This is a genomic window from Streptomyces sp. NPDC058632 (assembly GCF_042717095.1).
GTDB lineage: Bacteria > Actinomycetota > Actinomycetes > Streptomycetales > Streptomycetaceae > Streptomyces.
The window spans coordinates 91071-108731 of sequence record NZ_JBHXQZ010000010.1; the positions used below are offsets into that span (position 1 = coordinate 91071).

The following is a 17661-nucleotide window of genomic DNA, read 5'->3' on the forward strand; positions in this document are numbered from 1 at the left end:
CTAACGGTTTGTTTCGCTCCGGAATATTCCGTCTGGCGGAAGGTACACATGAGAATGCCGCCGCTCAGTTGTCCTTTCCGGCCAGTGCGTAGGTCTGGGTGGCGATCTCCATTTCCTCGTCCGTCGGTACCACGGCGACCGCGACCCGCGCACCCTCGGGCGAGATCAGCCGTGGCCCGTCGCCGCGCGCGCCGTTGCGCCCGGCGTCGACCTCCAGGCCCAGCCCGGCCAGGCCCGCCACGGCCGCCTCCCGCACCTCGGCGGCGTTCTCGCCGACCCCGGCGGTGAACGCCACCGCGTCCACCCGGCCGAGAACGGCGTAATAGGCGCCGATGTACTTCTTCAGACGGTGAATGTAGATGTCGAACGCGAGCTTCGCCTGTTCGTCGCCCGCGTCGACCCGGCGGCGGATCTCCCGCATGTCGTTGTCACCGCACAGGCCGACCAGACCGCTCTTCTTGTTGAGAAGAGTGTCGATCTCGTCGACGGACATGTCGCCAACGCGCGTCAAATGGAAGATGACGGCCGGGTCCATATCTCCCGACCGGGTACCCATCACCAGCCCTTCCAAGGGCGTCAGCCCCATCGAGGTGTCCACGCATCTCCCGCCCCGCACCGCCGACGCGGACGCGCCGTTGCCCAGGTGCAGCACGATGACGTTCACGTCCTCGGGCGCCTTCCCGAGCAGCCGGGCCGTCCGGCGGGACACGTACGCGTGCGAGGTGCCGTGGAAGCCGTAGCGGCGGATCCGGTGCTCGTCGGCGGTCGCCACGTCGATCGCGTAGCGGGCGGCCGACTCCGGCATCGTGGTGTGGAAGGCGGTGTCGAAGACGGCGACCTGCGGCAGGTCCGGGCGCAGCGACATCGCGGTGCGGATGCCGGTCAGGTTGGCCGGGTTGTGCAGCGGGGCGACCGGGATGAGCCGCTCGATCTCGGCGAGCACCGCGTCGTCGACGACCGTCGGCTCCGTGAAGTGCATCCCGCCGTGCACCACCCGGTGCCCGATCGCGGCCAGTTCGGGGGAGTCGAGCCCCAGCCCGTCGGCGGCCAGTTCCTCGGCCATCGCCTTCAGGGCGGCCTCGTGGTCGGCGACCGGTCCGGTCCGCTCCCTGGGCTCCGCACCCGAAGCCTGCGGCGTGTGCCGGACCAGGGAGGTCCGCTCGCCGATCCGCTCCACCAGGCCGGACGCGAGCCGGCCGCGGTCCCGCATGTCCAGCAGCTGGTATTTCACCGACGAGGAACCGGAGTTGAGGACGAGGACACGGGTACTCACTGGGTCGCTGCCTTCTCGCTCGGGGCGGGGGACTGGGCCGGGGCGGGGGACTGGGCCTGGATGGCCGTGATGGCGACGGTGTTCACGATGTCCTGGACGAGGGCGCCCCGGGACAGGTCGTTGACCGGCTTGCGCAGACCCTGGAGCACCGGGCCGACCGCGACCGCGCCGGCCGAGCGCTGCACGGCCTTGTAGGTGTTGTTGCCGGTGTTCAGGTCGGGGAAGATCAGCACGGTCGCCTGCCCGGCGACCTCGGAGTCCGGCAGCTTGGTCGCCGCGACCGACGGCTCCACGGCCGCGTCGTACTGGATCGGCCCCTCGACCCGCAGGTCGGGGCGGCGCGCGCGGACCAGCTCGGTCGCCTCGCGCACCTTGTCCACGTCGGCGCCGGAGCCGGACGTACCCGTCGAGTACGACAGCATCGCGATCCGCGGCTCCACCCCGAACCGTGCGGCCGTGGCCGCCGACTGCACGGCGATGTCGGCGAGCTGCTCGGCGTCCGGGTCGGGGTTGACCGCGCAGTCGCCGTAGACCAGGACCCGGTCGGCCAGGCACATGAAGAACACGGAGGAGACGATGGAAGCGTCCTCCCTGGTCTTGATGATCTCGAAGGCCGGGCGGATGGTCGCGGCGGTGGAGTGCACCGAGCCGGACACCATGCCGTCGGCGAGCCCCTCCTGCACCATCAGCGTGCCGAAGTAGTTCACGTCCGAGACGACGTCGTAGGCCAGCTCGAGGCTGACGCCCCGGTGGGCGCGCAGGGCGGCGTACTTCTCGGCGAAGGCGTCGCGCAGTTCGGATGCGGCCGGATCGATCAGCTGGGTGTCGCCGAGGGCGATGCCGAGGTCGGCGGCGTGCTTGCGGATGCGGTCGACCGGTCCGAGCAGGGTGAGGTCGCACACGCCCCGGCGCATCAGCACCTCGGCCGCGCGCAGCACCCGCTCCTCGTCGCCCTCGGGCAGGACGACCCGCCTGAGGGCGGAGCGGGCCTGCTCGAGCAGCTTGTGCTCGAACATCATCGGCGTCACCCGGTCGCTGCTGGGCGCGGAGACCCGCCGGGTGAGTTCGGCGGTGTCGGCGTGCCGCTCGAAGAGGCCCAGCGCGGTCTCCGCCTTGCGCGGGGTGGCCGCGTTCAGCTTCCCCTCCAGGGAGAACAGCTGCTCGGCGGTGGGGAAACTGTTGCCGGGCACCGACAGCACCGGGGTGCCGGGAGCGAGCCGGGCGGCGAGGGTGAGGATGCGGTCGCCGGGCACCTCGTCCAGGGTGAGCAGCACGCCGGCTATCGGCGGGGTGCCGGCGCTGTGCGCGGCCAGCGTGCCGACGACCAGATCGGCACGGTCGCCCGGGGTGACGACCAGGCAGCCGGGGGTCAGGGCGGCGAGGAGGTTGGGCAGCATGGCGCCGCCGAAGACGAAGTCCAGGGCGTCGCGGGCCAGTCCGGAATCGTCGCCGAGCACCACCTTCGCGCCGAGGGTGTGGGCGATCTGGGCCACCGTGGGGGCGGCGAGCGCGGGTTCGTCGGGGACGACGTAGCAGGGCACGGGCAGCCGGGAGGCGAGCCGCTCGGCGATCTCGTCGCGGTCCTCGCGGGCGACCCGGTTGACCACCATGGCGAGCACGTCGCAGCCCAGGGTGTGGTAGGCGCGGTAGGCGTTGCGGGTCTCGGCGCGCACCGACTCGGAGGTCTGCTTCCGGCCGCCCACGACCGGGATGACCGAGGCACCGAACTCGTTGGCCAGGCGGGCGTTCAGGGACAGCTCGTCGGGGAACTGGGTGTCGGCGTAGTCGGTGCCGAGGACGAGGACGACGTCGTACTCGCGGGCGACCAGGAGGAACCGGTCGACCAGCGTCGACACCAGTTCGTCGGGGCCGCGTTCGGCCTGGAGGGCGGACGCCTCCTGGTAGTCCATGCCGTAGACGGTCGCCGGGTCCTGGGTGAGCCGGTAGCGTGCGCGCAGCAGTTCGAAGAGGCGGTCCGGACCGTCGTGCACCAAGGGACGGAAGACGCCCACCCGGTCGACCTGCCTGGTCAGGAGTTCCATCACTCCCAGTTCGACGACCTGGCGGCCGTCGCCACGGTCGATTCCGGTGACGTACACACTGCGGGTCACGCGTGCTCCGTTTCGTCGGGGTCTCGCGGTGCTTCGGGCCCTGCGGACCGGGGCCTTCCGGCGCCGGCCGACACCCGCCCGCCGGGCGCGCGGATCCCCCTCGACAGTACCTCCGCCGCTGGTCGGGGTGCCCGCCCGAGGGGCGGGGCGCGGAGCCGGGGGACACGGCCGCAACGGGGCGGCCGGGGCGTGTCCCGGGGGGGCCGGGAAGAGACGGGACCGCAGTGCGTCCGGCGGCATGGAACAATCGGAGACGGCTCACCGGCATCCACAGCGACCAGGAGACGACTGCACGATGCGTATCGGAGTTCTCACCGCAGGCGGCGACTGCCCCGGCCTGAACGCAGTGATCCGGTCGGTCGTGCACCGAGCGGTCGACAATTACGGCGACGAGGTCATCGGCTTCGAGGACGGCTACGCGGGCCTGCTCGACGGCCGCTACCGCAGCCTCGACCTCGACGCGGTCAGCGGCATCCTGGCCCGCGGCGGCACCATACTCGGCTCCTCCCGCCTGGAGCGCGACCGGCTCCGCGAGGCCTGCGAGAACGCCTCGGACATGATCCGCGACTTCGGCATCGACGCGCTCATCCCGATCGGCGGCGAGGGCACGCTCACCGCGGCGCACATGCTGTCGGAGGCGGGCCTGCCGGTGGTCGGCGTCCCGAAGACGATCGACAACGACATCTCCTCCACCGACCGCACCTTCGGCTTCGACACCGCCGTCGGCGTCGCCACCGAGGCGATGGACCGGCTGAAGACCACCGCCGAGTCCCACCAGCGGGTCATGGTCGTCGAGGTCATGGGCCGGCACGCGGGCTGGATCGCCCTGGAGTCCGGCATGGCCGCCGGCGCCCACGGCATCTGCCTGCCCGAACGGGCCTTCGAACCGGCCCGGCTGGTGAAGATGATCGAGGAGCGGTTCGCCCGCGGCAAGAAGTTCGCGGTGATCTGCGTCGCCGAGGGTGCCCACCCCGCCGACGGCACCATGGACTACGGCAAGGGCAAGATCGACAAGTTCGGCCACGAGCGCTTCCGGGGCATCGGCACGGCACTGGCCCACGAGCTGGAGCAGCGCCTCGGCAAGGAGGCCAGGCCGGTCATCCTCGGCCACATCCAGCGCGGCGGGACCCCGACCGCGTACGACAGGGTGCTCGCCACGCGCTTCGGATGGCACGCGGTGGAGGCCGCGCACCAGGGACGGTTCGGCCGGATGACGGCGCTGCGCGGCACGGACATCGTGATGGTCCCGCTGGCGGAGGCCGTCACCGAGCTGAAGACGGTCTCGAAGGACCGGATGGACGAGGCCGAGTCGGTCTACTGACGGGACCCGGGCGGCCGGGGCGGCACCTGCGCGGTTACCCCCGTGCCACTGCGCGATCGCCGTCCGGAAACACCCGGCGGCCCGGCCGGAGAACTCCCGGCCGGAGAACTCCGGGCCGCGGCCCCGTGCCGCCGTTGCCACCGGTCCCCTCGCCCCTCGACCGCCCGCCAGGCGCGGGACGGACGCGGGCACATCCGGTGGGTTGCGGCTCGTGCCACGTCCTCGCGGGCTCGTGTCCAGGCGCCGGCCAGAGGTCCGGTCGAGGAGGAGGCCGTCGGTGCGCCCGGCCGGCGATGGGATCCGTCACACCTCCTTCCGGCCGCCGGGCACCGGCTGGCACATGTGGCTTTCAAGCAGTTCGTACCACTTGAAGGCGTGCGCATGGACCAGCCCGATGCGCCCGGCCCTCTGTTCCCCTTCACTATCGACCTGACCGCCGGGGAGGCGCGGCGCCGGGCCGAGGTCGTCGCGGCGCTCGGAGCCGACTGGGACCCCGTCGCCGTGCTGGAGGGCGAGGACGCCGCCACCGCGCTGCTGTACTCGGACCTGGATCCGGCACAGCGGCGCACGTACGACATGCTCGCCGCGGCCGGTGTGCTGCCGGCGACGGTCCGGGAGCCCTGGGACGCGGCTGCCCCTCGCCCCCCAGGCGGACCGGGCGCGCCGGGCCTGGCTCGCCTGCCCGGGCTGCTACGACGCCCGCGACCGCGACGTCTGCGCCGACCGGCGCAACTGCCCCACCCACTGGCGGCACCTCATACGCAACGAGGGCCCGCGCGTCCACCAACGGGGCTGTCCTCCAGGGACGCGTCCGGCATCGCCGGGGTGAACAGGTCGAGCCGCCGGTACAGGTAGTACGCGGCGCAGGCCCCCTCGCTGGCGACCATGGTGGCGCCGAGCGGTGTGCGCGGAGTGCAGGTGGTGCCGAACGCCTCGCACTCGTGCGGCGTGAGCAGCCCCGGACCCCTCCCTGCTCACGCACGGGGAGAGGGCGTGCCGGCCCGTGCGTCTCCGGTGTGATCCGCCGGCCAGGCCCTGACCCCGTGCTCAGCGCCGCCGCCACGGACACCGGGCGGCGCGGGCGTGCGGGCCGCACCTTCCGGTCCCCCTCCGGCCCCCCGGCTCAGGAGGGGGACGCCCTCCACCGGTACTGCAGCTCCGGCCGGCCCACGGTGCCGTACTGGGGGCGGCGGGCCGCGCGGCCCGAGTCGACCAGGTGTTCCAGGTAGCGGCGGGCCGTGATGCGGGAGATGCCGACGGCCTCCGCGACGCCGCTGGCCGTCAGGCCCCCGTCGGCGTCGCGCAGGGCCAGGGTCACGCGTTCCAGGGTGGGTGCGCTCAGGCCCTTGGGCAGGGCGGCCGGCCCGGGGGCGCGCAGGGCGGCCAGCGCACGGTCCACCTCGTCCTGGCCGCTGGCCTCGCCCACCGACGCCCGGAACTCGGCGTACCGCACCAGACGGTCCCGCAGCGTCGCGAAGGTGAACGGCTTCAGCACGTACTGGACGACGCCGAGGGACACGCCCTCGCGCACCACCGCCAGGTCCCGCGCCGAGGTCACCGCGACGACGTCCGCGTGGTGCCCGGCCGCCCGGAGGGAACGGGCCAGCTGGAGTCCGTGCACGTCGGGCAGGTGCAGGTCGAGGAGGAGCAGGTCGACGGGGGTGCGCTCCAGCACCCGGCGGGCCTCGGCGCCCGTCGCCGCCTTGCCGACGGCGACGAACCCCGGCACCCGGCCGACGTACATCACATGGGCGTCGGCGGCGACGGGGTCGTCCTCCACCACCAGGACACGGATGGGCCGCGCGCCGGTCATGCCGTGCCTCCGGAAACAGTGCCGGTGCCCGAACCGGCGCCCACCGTCGGAGTCCGCAGCGGGAGGCGTGCCTCGAAGCGGGCGCCGCCGTCCTTGGCCGACGTCACCGTCAGCGTGCCGCCGTGGCGGTTCACCGCCTGCCGTACCAGCGCCAGGCCCAGCCCCCGGCCGCCCGGCCCGGACGGCTTGGTCGTGAAGCCCCGCTGGAAGACGGCCTCGGTGTGGTCCGGGTCCACGCCCGGACCGGTGTCGGACACCCGCAGGATCAGCTCCGCGCCGGCGTCGGTGAGGGCGGTGACCGTCACCCGGGGACCCATGCCGCCCAGTGCCGCGTCCACCGCGTTGTCGATCAGGTTGCCCAGGATGGTGACCAGGTCCCGGGCGGGCAGGGTGTCCGGCAGCAGCCCGTCGTCCAGCCGGCTGTCCGGCGTGACCACCAGCTCCACGCCCCGCTCGTTGGCCTGGGCGGTCTTGCCCAGCAGCAGCGCCGCAAGGACCGGCTCGCCCACCGCCGCCACCACCTGGTCGGTGAGCGCCTGGGCCAGTTCCAGCTCGGCGGTCGCGAAGTCCACCGCCTCCTCGGCCCGGCCCAGCTCGATCAGCGAGACGACGGTGTGCAGCCGGTTCGCCGCCTCGTGCGCCTGCGAGCGCAGCGCCTGTGTGAAGCCGCGCTCCGAGTCCAGCTCGCCCATCAGCGACTGGAGCTCGGTCACGTCGCGCAGGGTCACCACGGTTCCGCGCTGCTCGCCGCCGGACACCGGCGAGGTGTTCACCACCAGTACCCGGTCCGCCGTCAGATGCACCTCGTCGACCCGCGGCGCAGAGGCGAGCAGCGCACCCGTCAGCGGTGCCGGGAGGCTGAGTTCCGCGACCGGCCTGCCCACCACGTCCTCCTCCGGTCCCACGCCCAGCAGCTCCCGGCCGCCGTCGTTGATCAACGCCACCCTGTACTGCCCGTCCAGCATCAGGAGCCCCTCGCGCACGGCGTGCAGCGCGGCCTGATGGTAGTCGTGCATGCGGCTGAGCTCGGACGCGTTCATCCCGTGGGTGTGCCGGCGCAGCCGGGCGTTGATCACGTACGTGCCGATCGCGCCGAGCCCCAGGGCGGCGGCCGCGGCCGCGAGCAGGGCGGTCAGCTGGCCCTGCGCGCGCTGGCTGATCTCCTCGACCCGGATCCCCGCGCTGACCAGGCCGACGATCCGGTCGCCGTCCAGGACCGGAGTGACCGCGCGGACGGACGGGCCGAGGGTGCCGGTGTACGTCTCGGTGAAGGTGTGGCCCTCGAGCGCGGCAGCGGTGTGGCCGCGGAACGGCAGGCCGATCTGGGCCGGGTCGGGGTGGGTCCAGCGGATGCCCCGCGGATTCATGATCGTGACGAAGTCGATGTCGGTGTCCCGCACCACCGCCAGCGCGTACGGCTGGAGCGCCGCCGAGGGATCGGCCGTACGGATCGACTCCCGCACCGAGGGCGAGTCCGCGACGGACAGGGCCACCGCCGTGGCCTGGCGGCCCGCCGCCGCCTCCGCCTGGCTGCGGTCGCCGACATAGCTGAACAGCGCGTACCCCACCACGAGCACCGCTATCAGCACCGCCTGCATGGCGAAGAGCTGGGCCGCGAGGCTGCGGGGTTTCGGGAGGGCGATGCGCATCCCGCCAGTGTGCATCCCCACGCGGGCGCGAACTCAATGAACGTAAGGGTGACCGTGTTCACAAGGCAGGACATAGTCACGGCAGTCCCCACCCCCCCGACCCCATCCCCACCCCACCCCCGGACGTGAGCCGCACGCCGGTGATGCCGACGACGTCGTCAAGGAGGCCGCCGTGACCAGCACAGCCGATACGGCACCTGCCGCTCCCCCTGTGAAGCGGGACCGCACGCACTATCTCTACATCGCGGTGATCATCGCGGTCGCCCTCGGTATCGCCGTCGGCCTGCTGGCACCCGGTTTCGCGGTCGAGCTGAAGCCGATCGGCACCGGGTTCGTGAACCTGATCAAGATGATGATCTCGCCGATCATCTTCTGCACGATCGTGCTGGGCATCGGCTCCGTACGGAAGGCCGCCAAGGTCGGTGCCGTCGGCGGCATCGCCATGGGCTACTTCCTGGTGATGTCTCTGGTCGCGCTCGGCATCGGCCTGGTCGTCGGCAACATCCTGGACCCGGGGACGGGTCTCGCGGTCACCGACGCGGTCAAGGAGACGGGCCAGGCCCAGGTCGACGCGGAGGCCAAGTCCACCACCGACTTCCTGCTCGGCATCATCCCGACCACGATCGTGTCCGCCTTCACCCAGGGCGAGGTCCTGCAGACCCTGCTGGTCGCCCTGCTGTGCGGCTTCGCGCTGCAGGCCATGGGCAAGGCCGGCCGGCCGGTCCTGCGTGGCATCGAGCACATCCAGCGGCTGGTCTTCCGGGTCCTCGCCATGATCATGTGGGCCGCCCCGGTCGGTGCCTTCGGCGCCATGGCCGCGGTCACCGGAGCCTCGGGCGTGGACGCGCTGAAGAGCCTCGCGGTGCTGATGCTCGGCTTCTACATCACCTGTGTGCTGTTCATCTTCGTGGTGCTCGGCGCGATGGTGCGGATCGTCGCGGGGCTGAACGTCTGGTCGCTGTTCAAGTACCTGGGCCGTGAGTTCCTGCTGATCCTGTCCACCTCCTCGTCCGAGTCGGCGCTGCCGCGGCTCATCGCGAAGATGGAGCACCTGGGCGTCAGCAAGCCGGTCGTCGGCATCACCGTCCCCACCGGCTACTCCTTCAACCTCGACGGCACCATGATCTACATGACCATGGCCTCGCTGTTCATCGCCGACGCCCTGGGCACGCCGATGTCGATCGGCGAGCAGATCCCGCTGCTGCTCTTCCTGCTGGTCGCCTCCAAGGGTGCCGCCGGTGTCTCCGGCGCCGGCCTCGCGACGCTGGCCGGTGGTCTGCAGTCGCACAAGCCGGCCCTGGTGGACGGCATCGGTCTCATCGTCGGCATCGACCGCCTGATGAGCGAGGCCCGCGCCCTGACCAACTTCGCGGGCAACGCGGTCGCCACGGTGCTGATCGGCACCTGGACCAAGGAGATCGACAAGGAGCGGGTCGGACAGGTCCTCTCCGGCAACCTCCCCTTCGACGAGGCCACCCTGCTCGACGAGCACGACAACGACGGCCCCGCCGACCCCGCCGACCACGCCGGGGCCCCCGCACCGGGCGGCGAGAAGGAACTCGCCAAGGCCTGACACGCGGGCTTCCGCCTGCCGCACCGGGGCCGGCGCCCCCGTGCTCCCCCCGCCGCCGAGCGGCCGGACTCCCTCCCCCGTGAGCCCGGCCGCTCGGCCCTTTTGCGTTCCCGTGCCGGGCTCATCGCCTCCCGTCTTGCCCTGACGCCGACGTCAAGGCTTACGTTCACCGGTATGCGAATCGGCGAGCTGGCCGCACGCGCCGGGACCACCACGCGGACGCTGCGGTACTACGAATCACGGGGACTGCTGTCCGCGCGGCGTACGGGCAACAACCACCGGACGTACGACGAGAGCGACCTGAAGCTGCTGCGGCAGATCCGGACGCTCCAGGACTTCGGGTTCGAGCTGGAGGAGACCCGGCCCTTCGTGGAGTGTCTGCGGGCCGGACACCCGGAGGGCGACTCGTGCCCCGCCTCGCTCGCCGTCTACCGGCGCAAGCTGGACGAACTCGACGCACTCATCGGCGAGCTGCGGGCCGTACGGGCGACCGTCGGGGAGCAACTGGCGCGGGCGGAGAGGGCACGCGACGGACTGGCGGCCGACGCCGCGGTTCCGGGAGGTCCGGAACCGGTGTGCGAACTGGGAGGACACAGGTGAGCAGGGCGAAAGGCGTGAGGGAAGTGACCGACGCGGACTTCGCGGCGGAGGTGATCGAATCGCCGCTGCCGGTGCTGGTGGAGTTCACCGCCGACTGGTGTCCGCCGTGCCGGCAGATGGCCCCGGTGCTGAGCGCGCTGGCCGCCGAGGAGGGCGAGCGGCTGAAGGTCGTCCAGCTGAACGTGGACGCCAACCCGGACACCACCAACGCGTACAAGGTGCTGTCGATGCCGACGTTCATGGTGTTCCGAGGAGGTGAGCCGCTGCGGTCGATGGTGGGCGCCAGGCCCAAGCGGCGGCTGCTCGAGGAACTGGGCGAGGTGATCTGAGCCGGCACCGGCGCCGTACGGAAGAAACCCCCGGGCAATTGCGCCCGGGGGTTTCTTCTGCGTATATTCATTGACTCGCGACTTCAATGGGATTGAGTCGCAAATAAGTTCAGTGAGCACAGTGTATCCGGGCGGGAGTGGAATTGTCAAACAGCGAATATCCGGACCATGAATTCCAGCAGGAACAGGAATTCATCGACGGACTGTACGCACGCGTGGACGCCCTGCGCGGTGACACCGAGGTGTCCCTCACGGACGCGCTCGGGCAGGGCAACACGCCCCTGCAGGCCAGGCTGGAGCGGGACATCCTCGTCGCCGAGCGGTCCGGGCTGCTCGCGGCGCTGAACGCGGTGGACGGTTCGCTGTGCTTCGGCCGGATCGACCTCTCCTCGGGCGACAGCCACCACATCGGCCGGATCGGCCTGCGCGCCGACGACGCCGAGCGCACCCCCGTCCTCATCGACTGGCGTGCGGACGTCGCCCGCCCCTTCTACCTGGCCACCGGCCACACCCCGATGGGGCTGAGGCGCCGGCGGCACATCACCTCCGAGGGGCGCACGGTCACCGCCCTGCACGACGAGATCCTCGACCTCGGCGACGCGACCCGTACCGGCCACGAGGACCCGACCGGCGACGCCGTGCTGCTCGCCGCGCTCGACTCCGCGCGCACCGGCCGCATGGGCGACATCGTCCGCACCATCCAGGCCGACCAGGACCGCATCATCCGCGCCCCGCACCACGGGGTACTCGTGGTCGAGGGCGGGCCCGGCACCGGCAAGACCGCCGTCGCCCTGCACCGCGCCGCCTACCTCCTCTACGAGCACCGCGAGGTGCTGGCCCGCCGCGCCGTGCTGATCGTCGGACCCAACCCGGCGTTCCTCGGCTACATCGCCGAGGTGCTGCCCAGCCTCGGCGAGACCGGCGTGCTCCTCGCGACCGTCGGCGAGCTGTTCCCCGGCGTGAAGGCCACCCGGGCGGACACCCCCGAGGCCGCCGCCGTGAAGGGCCGGGCCGCTTTGGCGGACGTCCTCGCCGAGGTCGTCCGCAGCCGGCAGGCGCTGCCCGACCCGGTGATCACCATCGAGCACGACCGCGAGATCCTGATGCTGGACGACGGCCTGGTGCGGGTCGCCCGCGAACGCACCCGCGCCGCCAAGCTGCCGCACAACGCGTCCCGCGAGTACTTCGAGGGCCACATCCTCAACGCGCTCACCGACATGGTCGCCGAACGCATCGGCACCGACCCGTACGACGGCAGCAACCTGCTCGACCCCAGTGACATCACCCAGATCCGCGACGAACTCGCCGAGAACCCCGACGTGTGGTCCGCCGTCGACCGGTTGTGGCCCCGGATCACCCCGCAGCGGCTGATCGCCGACTTCCTCGCCGCACCCGAGGAGTTCCTGCCGGCCGAGGACGCCGCCGCGATACGCCGCCCGGTGACCCGGCACTGGACCGTCGACGACGTGCCGCTGCTCGACGAGGCCGCCGAACTCCTCGGTGAGGACGACCGGTTGGTGCGCGAGCGGGCCGACCGGGAACGGCAGACGCAGATCGCGTACGCCCAGGGCGTCCTGGACGTGTCGTACGCCTCGCGGACCTTCGAGTTCGACGACAAGGAGGACGACGACCCCGAGTCCTCCGAGGTGCTCTCCGCGCACGACATCATCGACGCCGAACGCTTCGCCGAGCGGCACGAGGAGGAGGACCACCGCAGCGCCGCCGAACGGGCCGCCGCCGACCGCACCTGGGCGTTCGGGCACATCATCGTCGACGAGGCGCAGGAGCTGTCGCCGATGGCCTGGCGGCTGCTGATGCGGCGCAGCCCGACCCGCTCGATGACCCTGGTCGGCGACCCGGCGCAGACCGCGGAGGCGGCCGGCGTCGGCTCCTGGGCGGACATCCTCGCCCCGTACGTGGAGGACCGCTGGGAGCACACCCGGCTCGGCGTCAACTACCGCACCCCGGCCGAGATCATGGACGTCGCGGCGGCCGTGGTCCGCGCCGAGCACCCCGGCTTCGAGCCGCCCGGCTCGGTCCGCTCCACCGGTGTACGCCCCTGGGCCCGAGCCACCGACGACCTGCCCGGCGCCGTCGCCGAGGCCGTCGCGGAGCTCGGCGGGCCCCAGGGCGGCCGGCTCGCCGTCATCGCCCCGCGCGACCTGCACCGCGCCCTGGCCGCCCGCCTCGACGGGGTGACGGCGGGCGCCGAGCCCGACCTGACGCAGGAGGTCGTGCTGCTCGACCCGCGGCAGGCCAAGGGCCTGGAGTTCGACTCCGTCCTCGTGGTCGAACCGGGGCGCTACGGCACCAGCGACCTGTACGTGGCGCTGACCCGCGCCACCCAGCGGCTCGGCGTCCTGCACACCGGGCCGCTGCCGAAACCGCTGGCGGACACGCTGGCATGACACAGGCATGGCAGAAGGGCCCGGCGGTGGCCGGGCCGGTCAGGCCGGGCGCAGCCAGACCGTGGCCAGGGGCGGCAGGACCAGCCGGACGCTCGCCGGGAAGCCGTGCCGCCCCTGCGGCTCCGGTTTGACCGGGTCCGGGCTGGCCACGTCGCCGCCGCCGTAGCGGCCCGCGTCGGTGTTCAGGACCTCGTGCCAGGCGGGCACGTCGTCCGGGACGCCGACGAGGTAGTCGTGCCGGACCACGGGGGCGAAGTGGGACACGGCGAGCAGCGGGGTGCCGTCCCGGTCGTACCGCAGGAACGCGAGCACGTTGTCCTCGGCCGCGTCCCCGGCCACCCACCGGAACCCGGCCGGCTCGGTGTCCCGCTGCCACAGCGCCGGGGTGTGCCCGTACACGGTGTTCAGGTCGCGCACCAGGTCGCGCACCCCGCGGTGGTCGGCCGCGGCACCGTACGCCGGGTCCAGCAGCCACCAGTCCGGGCCGTGCTGCTCGGACCACTCGGCGCCCTGTGCGAACTCCTGTCCCATGAAAAGCAGTTGCTTGCCGGGGTGGGCCCACATGAGGCCGAGGTAGGCGCGCAGGCCGGCGCGCTGCTGCCACCAGTCGCCGGGCATCTTCGAGACCAGCGACCGCTTGCCGTGCACGACCTCGTCGTGCGAGATCGGCAGCACGTAGTTCTCGCTGTAGGCGTACACCATCGAGAACGTCATCTCGTGGTGGTGGTACCTGCGGTGCACCGGCTCGTGGCTCATGTACTCCAGCGAGTCGTGCATCCAGCCCATGTTCCACTTCAGCCCGAAGCCGAGCCCGCCGAAGCCGCTCGGGCCCTCGTGGTGGGTGGCCCGGGTGACGCCGTCCCAGGCCGTGGACTCCTCCGCGACCGTCACCACACCGGGCACCCTGCGGTACACCGTCGCGTTCATCTCCTGGAGGAACGCCACCGCGTCCAGGTTCTCCCGGCCGCCGTGCTCGTTCGGCCGCCACTGGCCGGGCTCGCGCGAGTAGTCGAGGTACAGCATCGAGGCGACGGCGTCCACGCGCAGCCCGTCGATGTGGAACTCCTCGCACCAGTACAGGGCGTTGGCCACCAGGAAGTTGCGCACCTCGCGCCGCCCGAAGTCGAACTCCAGGGTCCCCCAGTCGGGATGGGCCGCCCGCAGCGGGTCCGCGTGCTCGTACAGCGGCCGGCCGTCGAACTCGGCCAGCGCCCACTCGTCACGCGGGAAGTGCGCCGGCACCCAGTCCATGATCACGCCGATGCCGGCCCGGTGCAGGGCGTCGACCAGGTACTTGAAGTCGTCCGGGGTGCCGAGGCGGGCCGTGGGCGCGTAGAAGCCGGTGACCTGGTAACCCCAGGACGGGCCGTAGGGATGCTCGGCGACCGGCATCAGCTCGACGTGCGTGAACCCCAGATCCTTCACGTACGCGGGGAGCTGGTCCGCAAGTTGACGGTACGTCAGGCCCGGTCGCCAGGAGGGCAGGTGGACCTCGTACACCGAGAGGGGCGCCTCGTGCGCGGGCACGTGGGCACGGCGCTCCAGCCACTCGGCATCCCCCCACGTGTACCGCGACGACGTGACGATCGAGGAGGTGGCCGGCGGGACCTCCGTCCGCCGTGCCATCGGGTCGGCGCGCAGGGTCCTCGAACCGTCGGGCCGGGTGATGTCGAACTTGTACAGCTCACCCTCGCCGATCCCCGGCACGAACAGCTCCCACACCCCGGACGAGCCCAGCGACCGCATGGGGTGCCCGGTGCCGTCCCAGAAGTTGAAGCCGCCCGCCACCCGCACCCCCCGCGCGTTCGGCGCCCACACCGCGAACCGGGTGCCCCGCACGCCCTGGTGGGTCATGGGGTGTGCGCCGAGCGCCGTCCACAGCTCCTCGTGCCGCCCCTCGCCGATCAGGTGCAGATCGAGTTCGCCGAGCGTGGGCACCAGCCGGTACGCGTCCTCGACCTCCCGCACCGCCCCCTCGTACGCTACGAGCAGCCGGTACGCCGGGACCTCCCGCAGCGGCAGCAGCGCCGAGAAGAACCCGCTCCCGTCGTCGTGCAGCTCGACGGTGAGGCCCCCGGAGACCACGGTCACGGCCAGGGCGTACGGCTTGAACACCCGGAAGACGACCCCGCCCGGCACCGGATGCCCGCCCAGCACCGCGTGCGGGTCGTGGTGCGTGCCGTCCAGCAGCCGCTCCCGGTCGGCGGTGCCCAGAGCGGGGGAGACCGCGAGCTCCGCCTCCGGCGGGGCGAGCCGGTCGTCCGCCGGGGCCGCTGCGGAGGCCGCCCCCTGCACGGCCCCGGCCTTCTTCACCCTGCCCTGCTTCGGAGCGCCCTTCTTCGACGCGTCCGCTTTCGCCGTGCTCTTCTTCCCGGCGCCCTTCCTCGGGCCGCCCTTCTCGGATATCGCCTTGGCTGCCGCGGGCTTCTTCTTCCGCGTGGACGCGGACGGCTCGGCGGGCCGCTGTTCGGCCGGCTGCTCCGGATGCGAACCGCTGGACTCGGGACGGGGGGTCACGGACGGAGCCTCCTGGGAGAAGGACGGATGGGGAGGGGCGGGTCAGGTCTGTCCGGTCCCGGCGAGTCTGCGCACCGCCGCCATCGGGACCGGAAGCCACTGAGGCCGGTGCCGGGCCTCGTACAGCACCTCGTAGACGGCCTTGTCCGTCTCGTACGCGCGCAGCATCACGGGATCGGTGCGCGGGTCCCTGCCCGACGCTTCCGCGTAGCCGGAGCAGTACGCCGACCGGCAGTGCTCGGCCCAGTCCGGCTGCGGCGGGTCCGCGGAGCGGGCCGCGTAGTCGAAGGACCGCAGCATGCCGGCCACGTCCCGGACCACGGGCTGCGGCATCCGCCGCTCGGCGAGCGGCCGGGCCGGTTCGCCCTCGAAGTCGATCAGCGACCACTTGCCGGCCGGGGACCGCAGGCACTGGCCGAGATGCAGATCGCCGTGCACCCGCTGGGCGGTCCAGGTCTGCCCCTCGGCGGCCAGGTCGTCCAGCGCGGTGTACGCCGAGCCGAGCCCGGCCGCGTACGGCCGCAGCGCGGGCACCGCCCGGACGGCCGCCGCCAGCCGCTCGGCCATGCCGGCGACCATGACCCGCAGCCGGCTGTGGCCCAGGGTGACCGTCGGCAGCGCGCGGGCCAGCGCGGTGTGCACCTCGGCGGTGGCCCGCCCCAGCGCCCGCGCCTCGGCGACGAAGCCCTCGCCCTTGGCCGGCTCCCGCAGCGCCAGCTCCCATCCGTCCGTCGCACCCTGCACGAACGGCTGGAGCACGCCCAGCACATGCGGTTCACCGGGGTCGGCCGGGTCCGGGTCCGCGACCAGCCACGCCGTGGGCGGCGGCACCCGCGGGCAGCCCTCGCGGGCCAGTGCCAGCGGCAGCTCCAGATCGGGATTGATCCCGGGCACGATCCGGCGCAGCAGCTTCAGGATGAACGTATCTCCGTAGACGACGGACGAGTTCGACTGCTCGACCGTCATCAGGCGCGGCACCAGACCGGGCCGGATCTCCTGCCCCGGGTCCCGCTCGAAACGCAGAACACCGATCCGGGCCCGCGTGCGCAGGGCCTCCAGGAGCAGTTCGGCGGGCCGGGCGTCGTGCAGGGCCTCGTAGACCGTCCGCCCGGCGAGCGGGCCCTCGCTCACGTGCCCGATCAGCGCGGCCGCCAGCCGGGGCGGCAGCGCCTCGCGCACACCGATCAGCAGCTGGTAGCAGTCACCGGGGTGGGCGGTGCCGCCGTCGAGGACCGACGAACCGGGCGGGACGGACGGGTCGGGCTGGTGGGCGCGGACGAGCAGGTGGTACAGGCCCAGCCTGGCGGTGGGCGGCAGCAGCTCGGTGGCCGCGACCAGGGTGAACCCGGTGACCGGGCGTCCCTTGCCCGCGAACCAGCGCTGTCGCGGCAGCCATTCCCTGAGCAGTGGATCCAGTGACCCAAGGAGGCCGGGCGGGGGTGCGACCGTACGTATGACGGCTTCCGACATTTCAGTCGCGTCCTTTCCCCGGATCGTCGGGGTGTTACTGATGCGTGCCCCGGGCGGGGCGGGAGAAACCGCCCCGCCCGGGTTCCCCGTGTGCTACGCGGCATCCCCGCGCAGGCGGAACCAGTAGAAGCCGTGCCCTCCGAGGGTCAGCAGATACGGCAGCGCTCCCACGGCCGGGAAACGCACCCCGCCGAACAGCTCGACCGGATGACGGCCCTCGAAGGCGCTCAGGTCGAGTTCGGTGGGCTGCGCGAAGCGGGAGAAGTTGTTGACGCAGAGCACCAGGTCGTCCTCGTACTCCCGGAGGAAGGCGAGGACGGCGGGGTTGGAGGAGGGGAGTTCGGTGTAGGTGCCGAGGCCGAAGGCGGGGTTCTGCTTGCGGATCTCGATCATCCGGCGGGTCCAGTGCAGCAGCGACGACGGCGAGGCCATGGACGCCTCGACGTTGGTGACCTGGTAGCCGTAGACCGGGTCCATGATCGTGGGCAGGAACAGCCGCCCCGGGTCGGAGGAGGAGAAGCCGGCGTTGCGGTCGGGGGTCCACTGCATGGGGGTGCGGACGGCGTCGCGGTCGCCGAGCCAGATGTTGTCGCCCAT

12 protein-coding genes and 2 pseudogenes are annotated in these 17661 nt (G+C 72.4%); 6 read left to right on the forward strand and 8 right to left on the reverse strand.

Translation table 11 applies throughout. The features are described 5' to 3' along the window. Window positions 1-64: 64 nt before the first annotated feature. Both ACFWVE_RS06600 and pta read right to left on the reverse strand, forming a co-directional pair. The gene (locus ACFWVE_RS06600) at window positions 65-1273 is read right to left on the reverse strand and encodes an acetate kinase (protein WP_384008868.1); all 1209 of its coding nucleotides are present in this window, start codon (window positions 1271-1273) and stop codon (window positions 65-67) included. Continuing rightward, on the reverse strand, window positions 1270-3384 hold the full coding sequence (pta, locus tag ACFWVE_RS06605) for a phosphate acetyltransferase (RefSeq protein ID WP_384008870.1): 2115 nt from the start codon (window positions 3382-3384) through the stop codon (window positions 1270-1272). The genes ACFWVE_RS06600 and pta overlap by 4 nt, the downstream gene beginning before the upstream one ends. A gap of 295 nt (window positions 3385-3679) precedes the next feature. Here pta and ACFWVE_RS06610 point away from each other — a divergent pair, with 295 nt between their 5' ends. Together ACFWVE_RS06610 and ACFWVE_RS06615 are read left to right on the forward strand one after the other, a co-directional pair. After that, complete coding sequence (locus ACFWVE_RS06610) at window positions 3680-4705, forward strand: ATP-dependent 6-phosphofructokinase (RefSeq protein WP_384008872.1); 1026 nt, start codon at window positions 3680-3682, stop codon at window positions 4703-4705. A 381-nt stretch (window positions 4706-5086) separates the two neighbouring features. Continuing rightward, window positions 5087-5308: pseudogene (locus tag ACFWVE_RS06615) on the forward strand (DUF6400 family protein); the annotation flags it as partial. A gap of 152 nt (window positions 5309-5460) precedes the next feature. On the opposite strand, the pseudogene ACFWVE_RS06620 reads toward ACFWVE_RS06615, so the two are convergent. From ACFWVE_RS06620 to ACFWVE_RS06630, 3 genes and pseudogenes are all read right to left on the reverse strand, one after another. Then, window positions 5461-5664 (reverse strand): annotated as a pseudogene (locus tag ACFWVE_RS06620) (hypothetical protein); the annotation flags it as partial. A gap of 164 nt (window positions 5665-5828) precedes the next feature. Then, complete coding sequence (locus tag ACFWVE_RS06625) at window positions 5829-6518, reverse strand: response regulator (RefSeq protein ID WP_384008875.1); 690 nt, start codon at window positions 6516-6518, stop codon at window positions 5829-5831. Then, window positions 6515-8167: an ATP-binding protein gene (locus ACFWVE_RS06630; RefSeq protein WP_384008877.1), complete on the reverse strand. Its 1653-nt coding sequence runs from the start codon at window positions 8165-8167 to the stop codon at window positions 6515-6517. The genes ACFWVE_RS06625 and ACFWVE_RS06630 overlap by 4 nt, the downstream gene beginning before the upstream one ends. Before the next feature lie 172 nt (window positions 8168-8339). Here ACFWVE_RS06630 and ACFWVE_RS06635 point away from each other — a divergent pair, with 172 nt between their 5' ends. From ACFWVE_RS06635 to ACFWVE_RS06650, 4 genes are all read left to right on the forward strand, one after another. Then, entirely contained in the window at window positions 8340-9740 is a 1401-nt protein-coding gene (locus ACFWVE_RS06635) for a cation:dicarboxylate symporter family transporter (protein WP_384008879.1), read from the forward strand. Window positions 9741-9914: 174 nt separating this feature from the next. Further along, on the forward strand, window positions 9915-10340 hold the full coding sequence (locus ACFWVE_RS06640; RefSeq protein ID WP_384008881.1) for a MerR family transcriptional regulator: 426 nt from the start codon (window positions 9915-9917) through the stop codon (window positions 10338-10340). Between the two features lie 14 nt (window positions 10341-10354). Then, complete coding sequence (locus ACFWVE_RS06645) at window positions 10355-10669, forward strand: thioredoxin family protein (protein WP_384008883.1); 315 nt, start codon at window positions 10355-10357, stop codon at window positions 10667-10669. Between the two features lie 125 nt (window positions 10670-10794). Next, window positions 10795-13077 (forward strand): HelD family protein, encoded by a 2283-nt coding sequence (locus ACFWVE_RS06650; protein WP_384008897.1) that lies wholly within the window; start codon window positions 10795-10797, stop codon window positions 13075-13077. A gap of 39 nt (window positions 13078-13116) precedes the next feature. Here ACFWVE_RS06650 and glgB read toward each other — a convergent pair whose 3' ends face one another. The 3 genes from glgB to ACFWVE_RS06665 all read right to left on the reverse strand — a co-directional run. After that, window positions 13117-15594 (reverse strand): 1,4-alpha-glucan branching enzyme, encoded by a 2478-nt coding sequence (glgB, locus tag ACFWVE_RS06655; RefSeq protein ID WP_384008884.1) that lies wholly within the window; start codon window positions 15592-15594, stop codon window positions 13117-13119. A 42-nt stretch (window positions 15595-15636) separates the two neighbouring features. Next, window positions 15637-17064 carry a maltokinase gene (locus ACFWVE_RS06660; protein ID WP_384008886.1) on the reverse strand — a complete coding sequence of 476 codons (1428 nt, stop codon included), beginning with the start codon at window positions 17062-17064 and terminating at the stop codon, window positions 15637-15639. Between the two features lie 93 nt (window positions 17065-17157). Beyond that, a partial coding sequence (locus ACFWVE_RS06665; RefSeq protein ID WP_384008888.1) for an alpha-glucosidase C-terminal domain-containing protein occupies window positions 17158-17661 on the reverse strand: 504 nt, incomplete at its 5' end.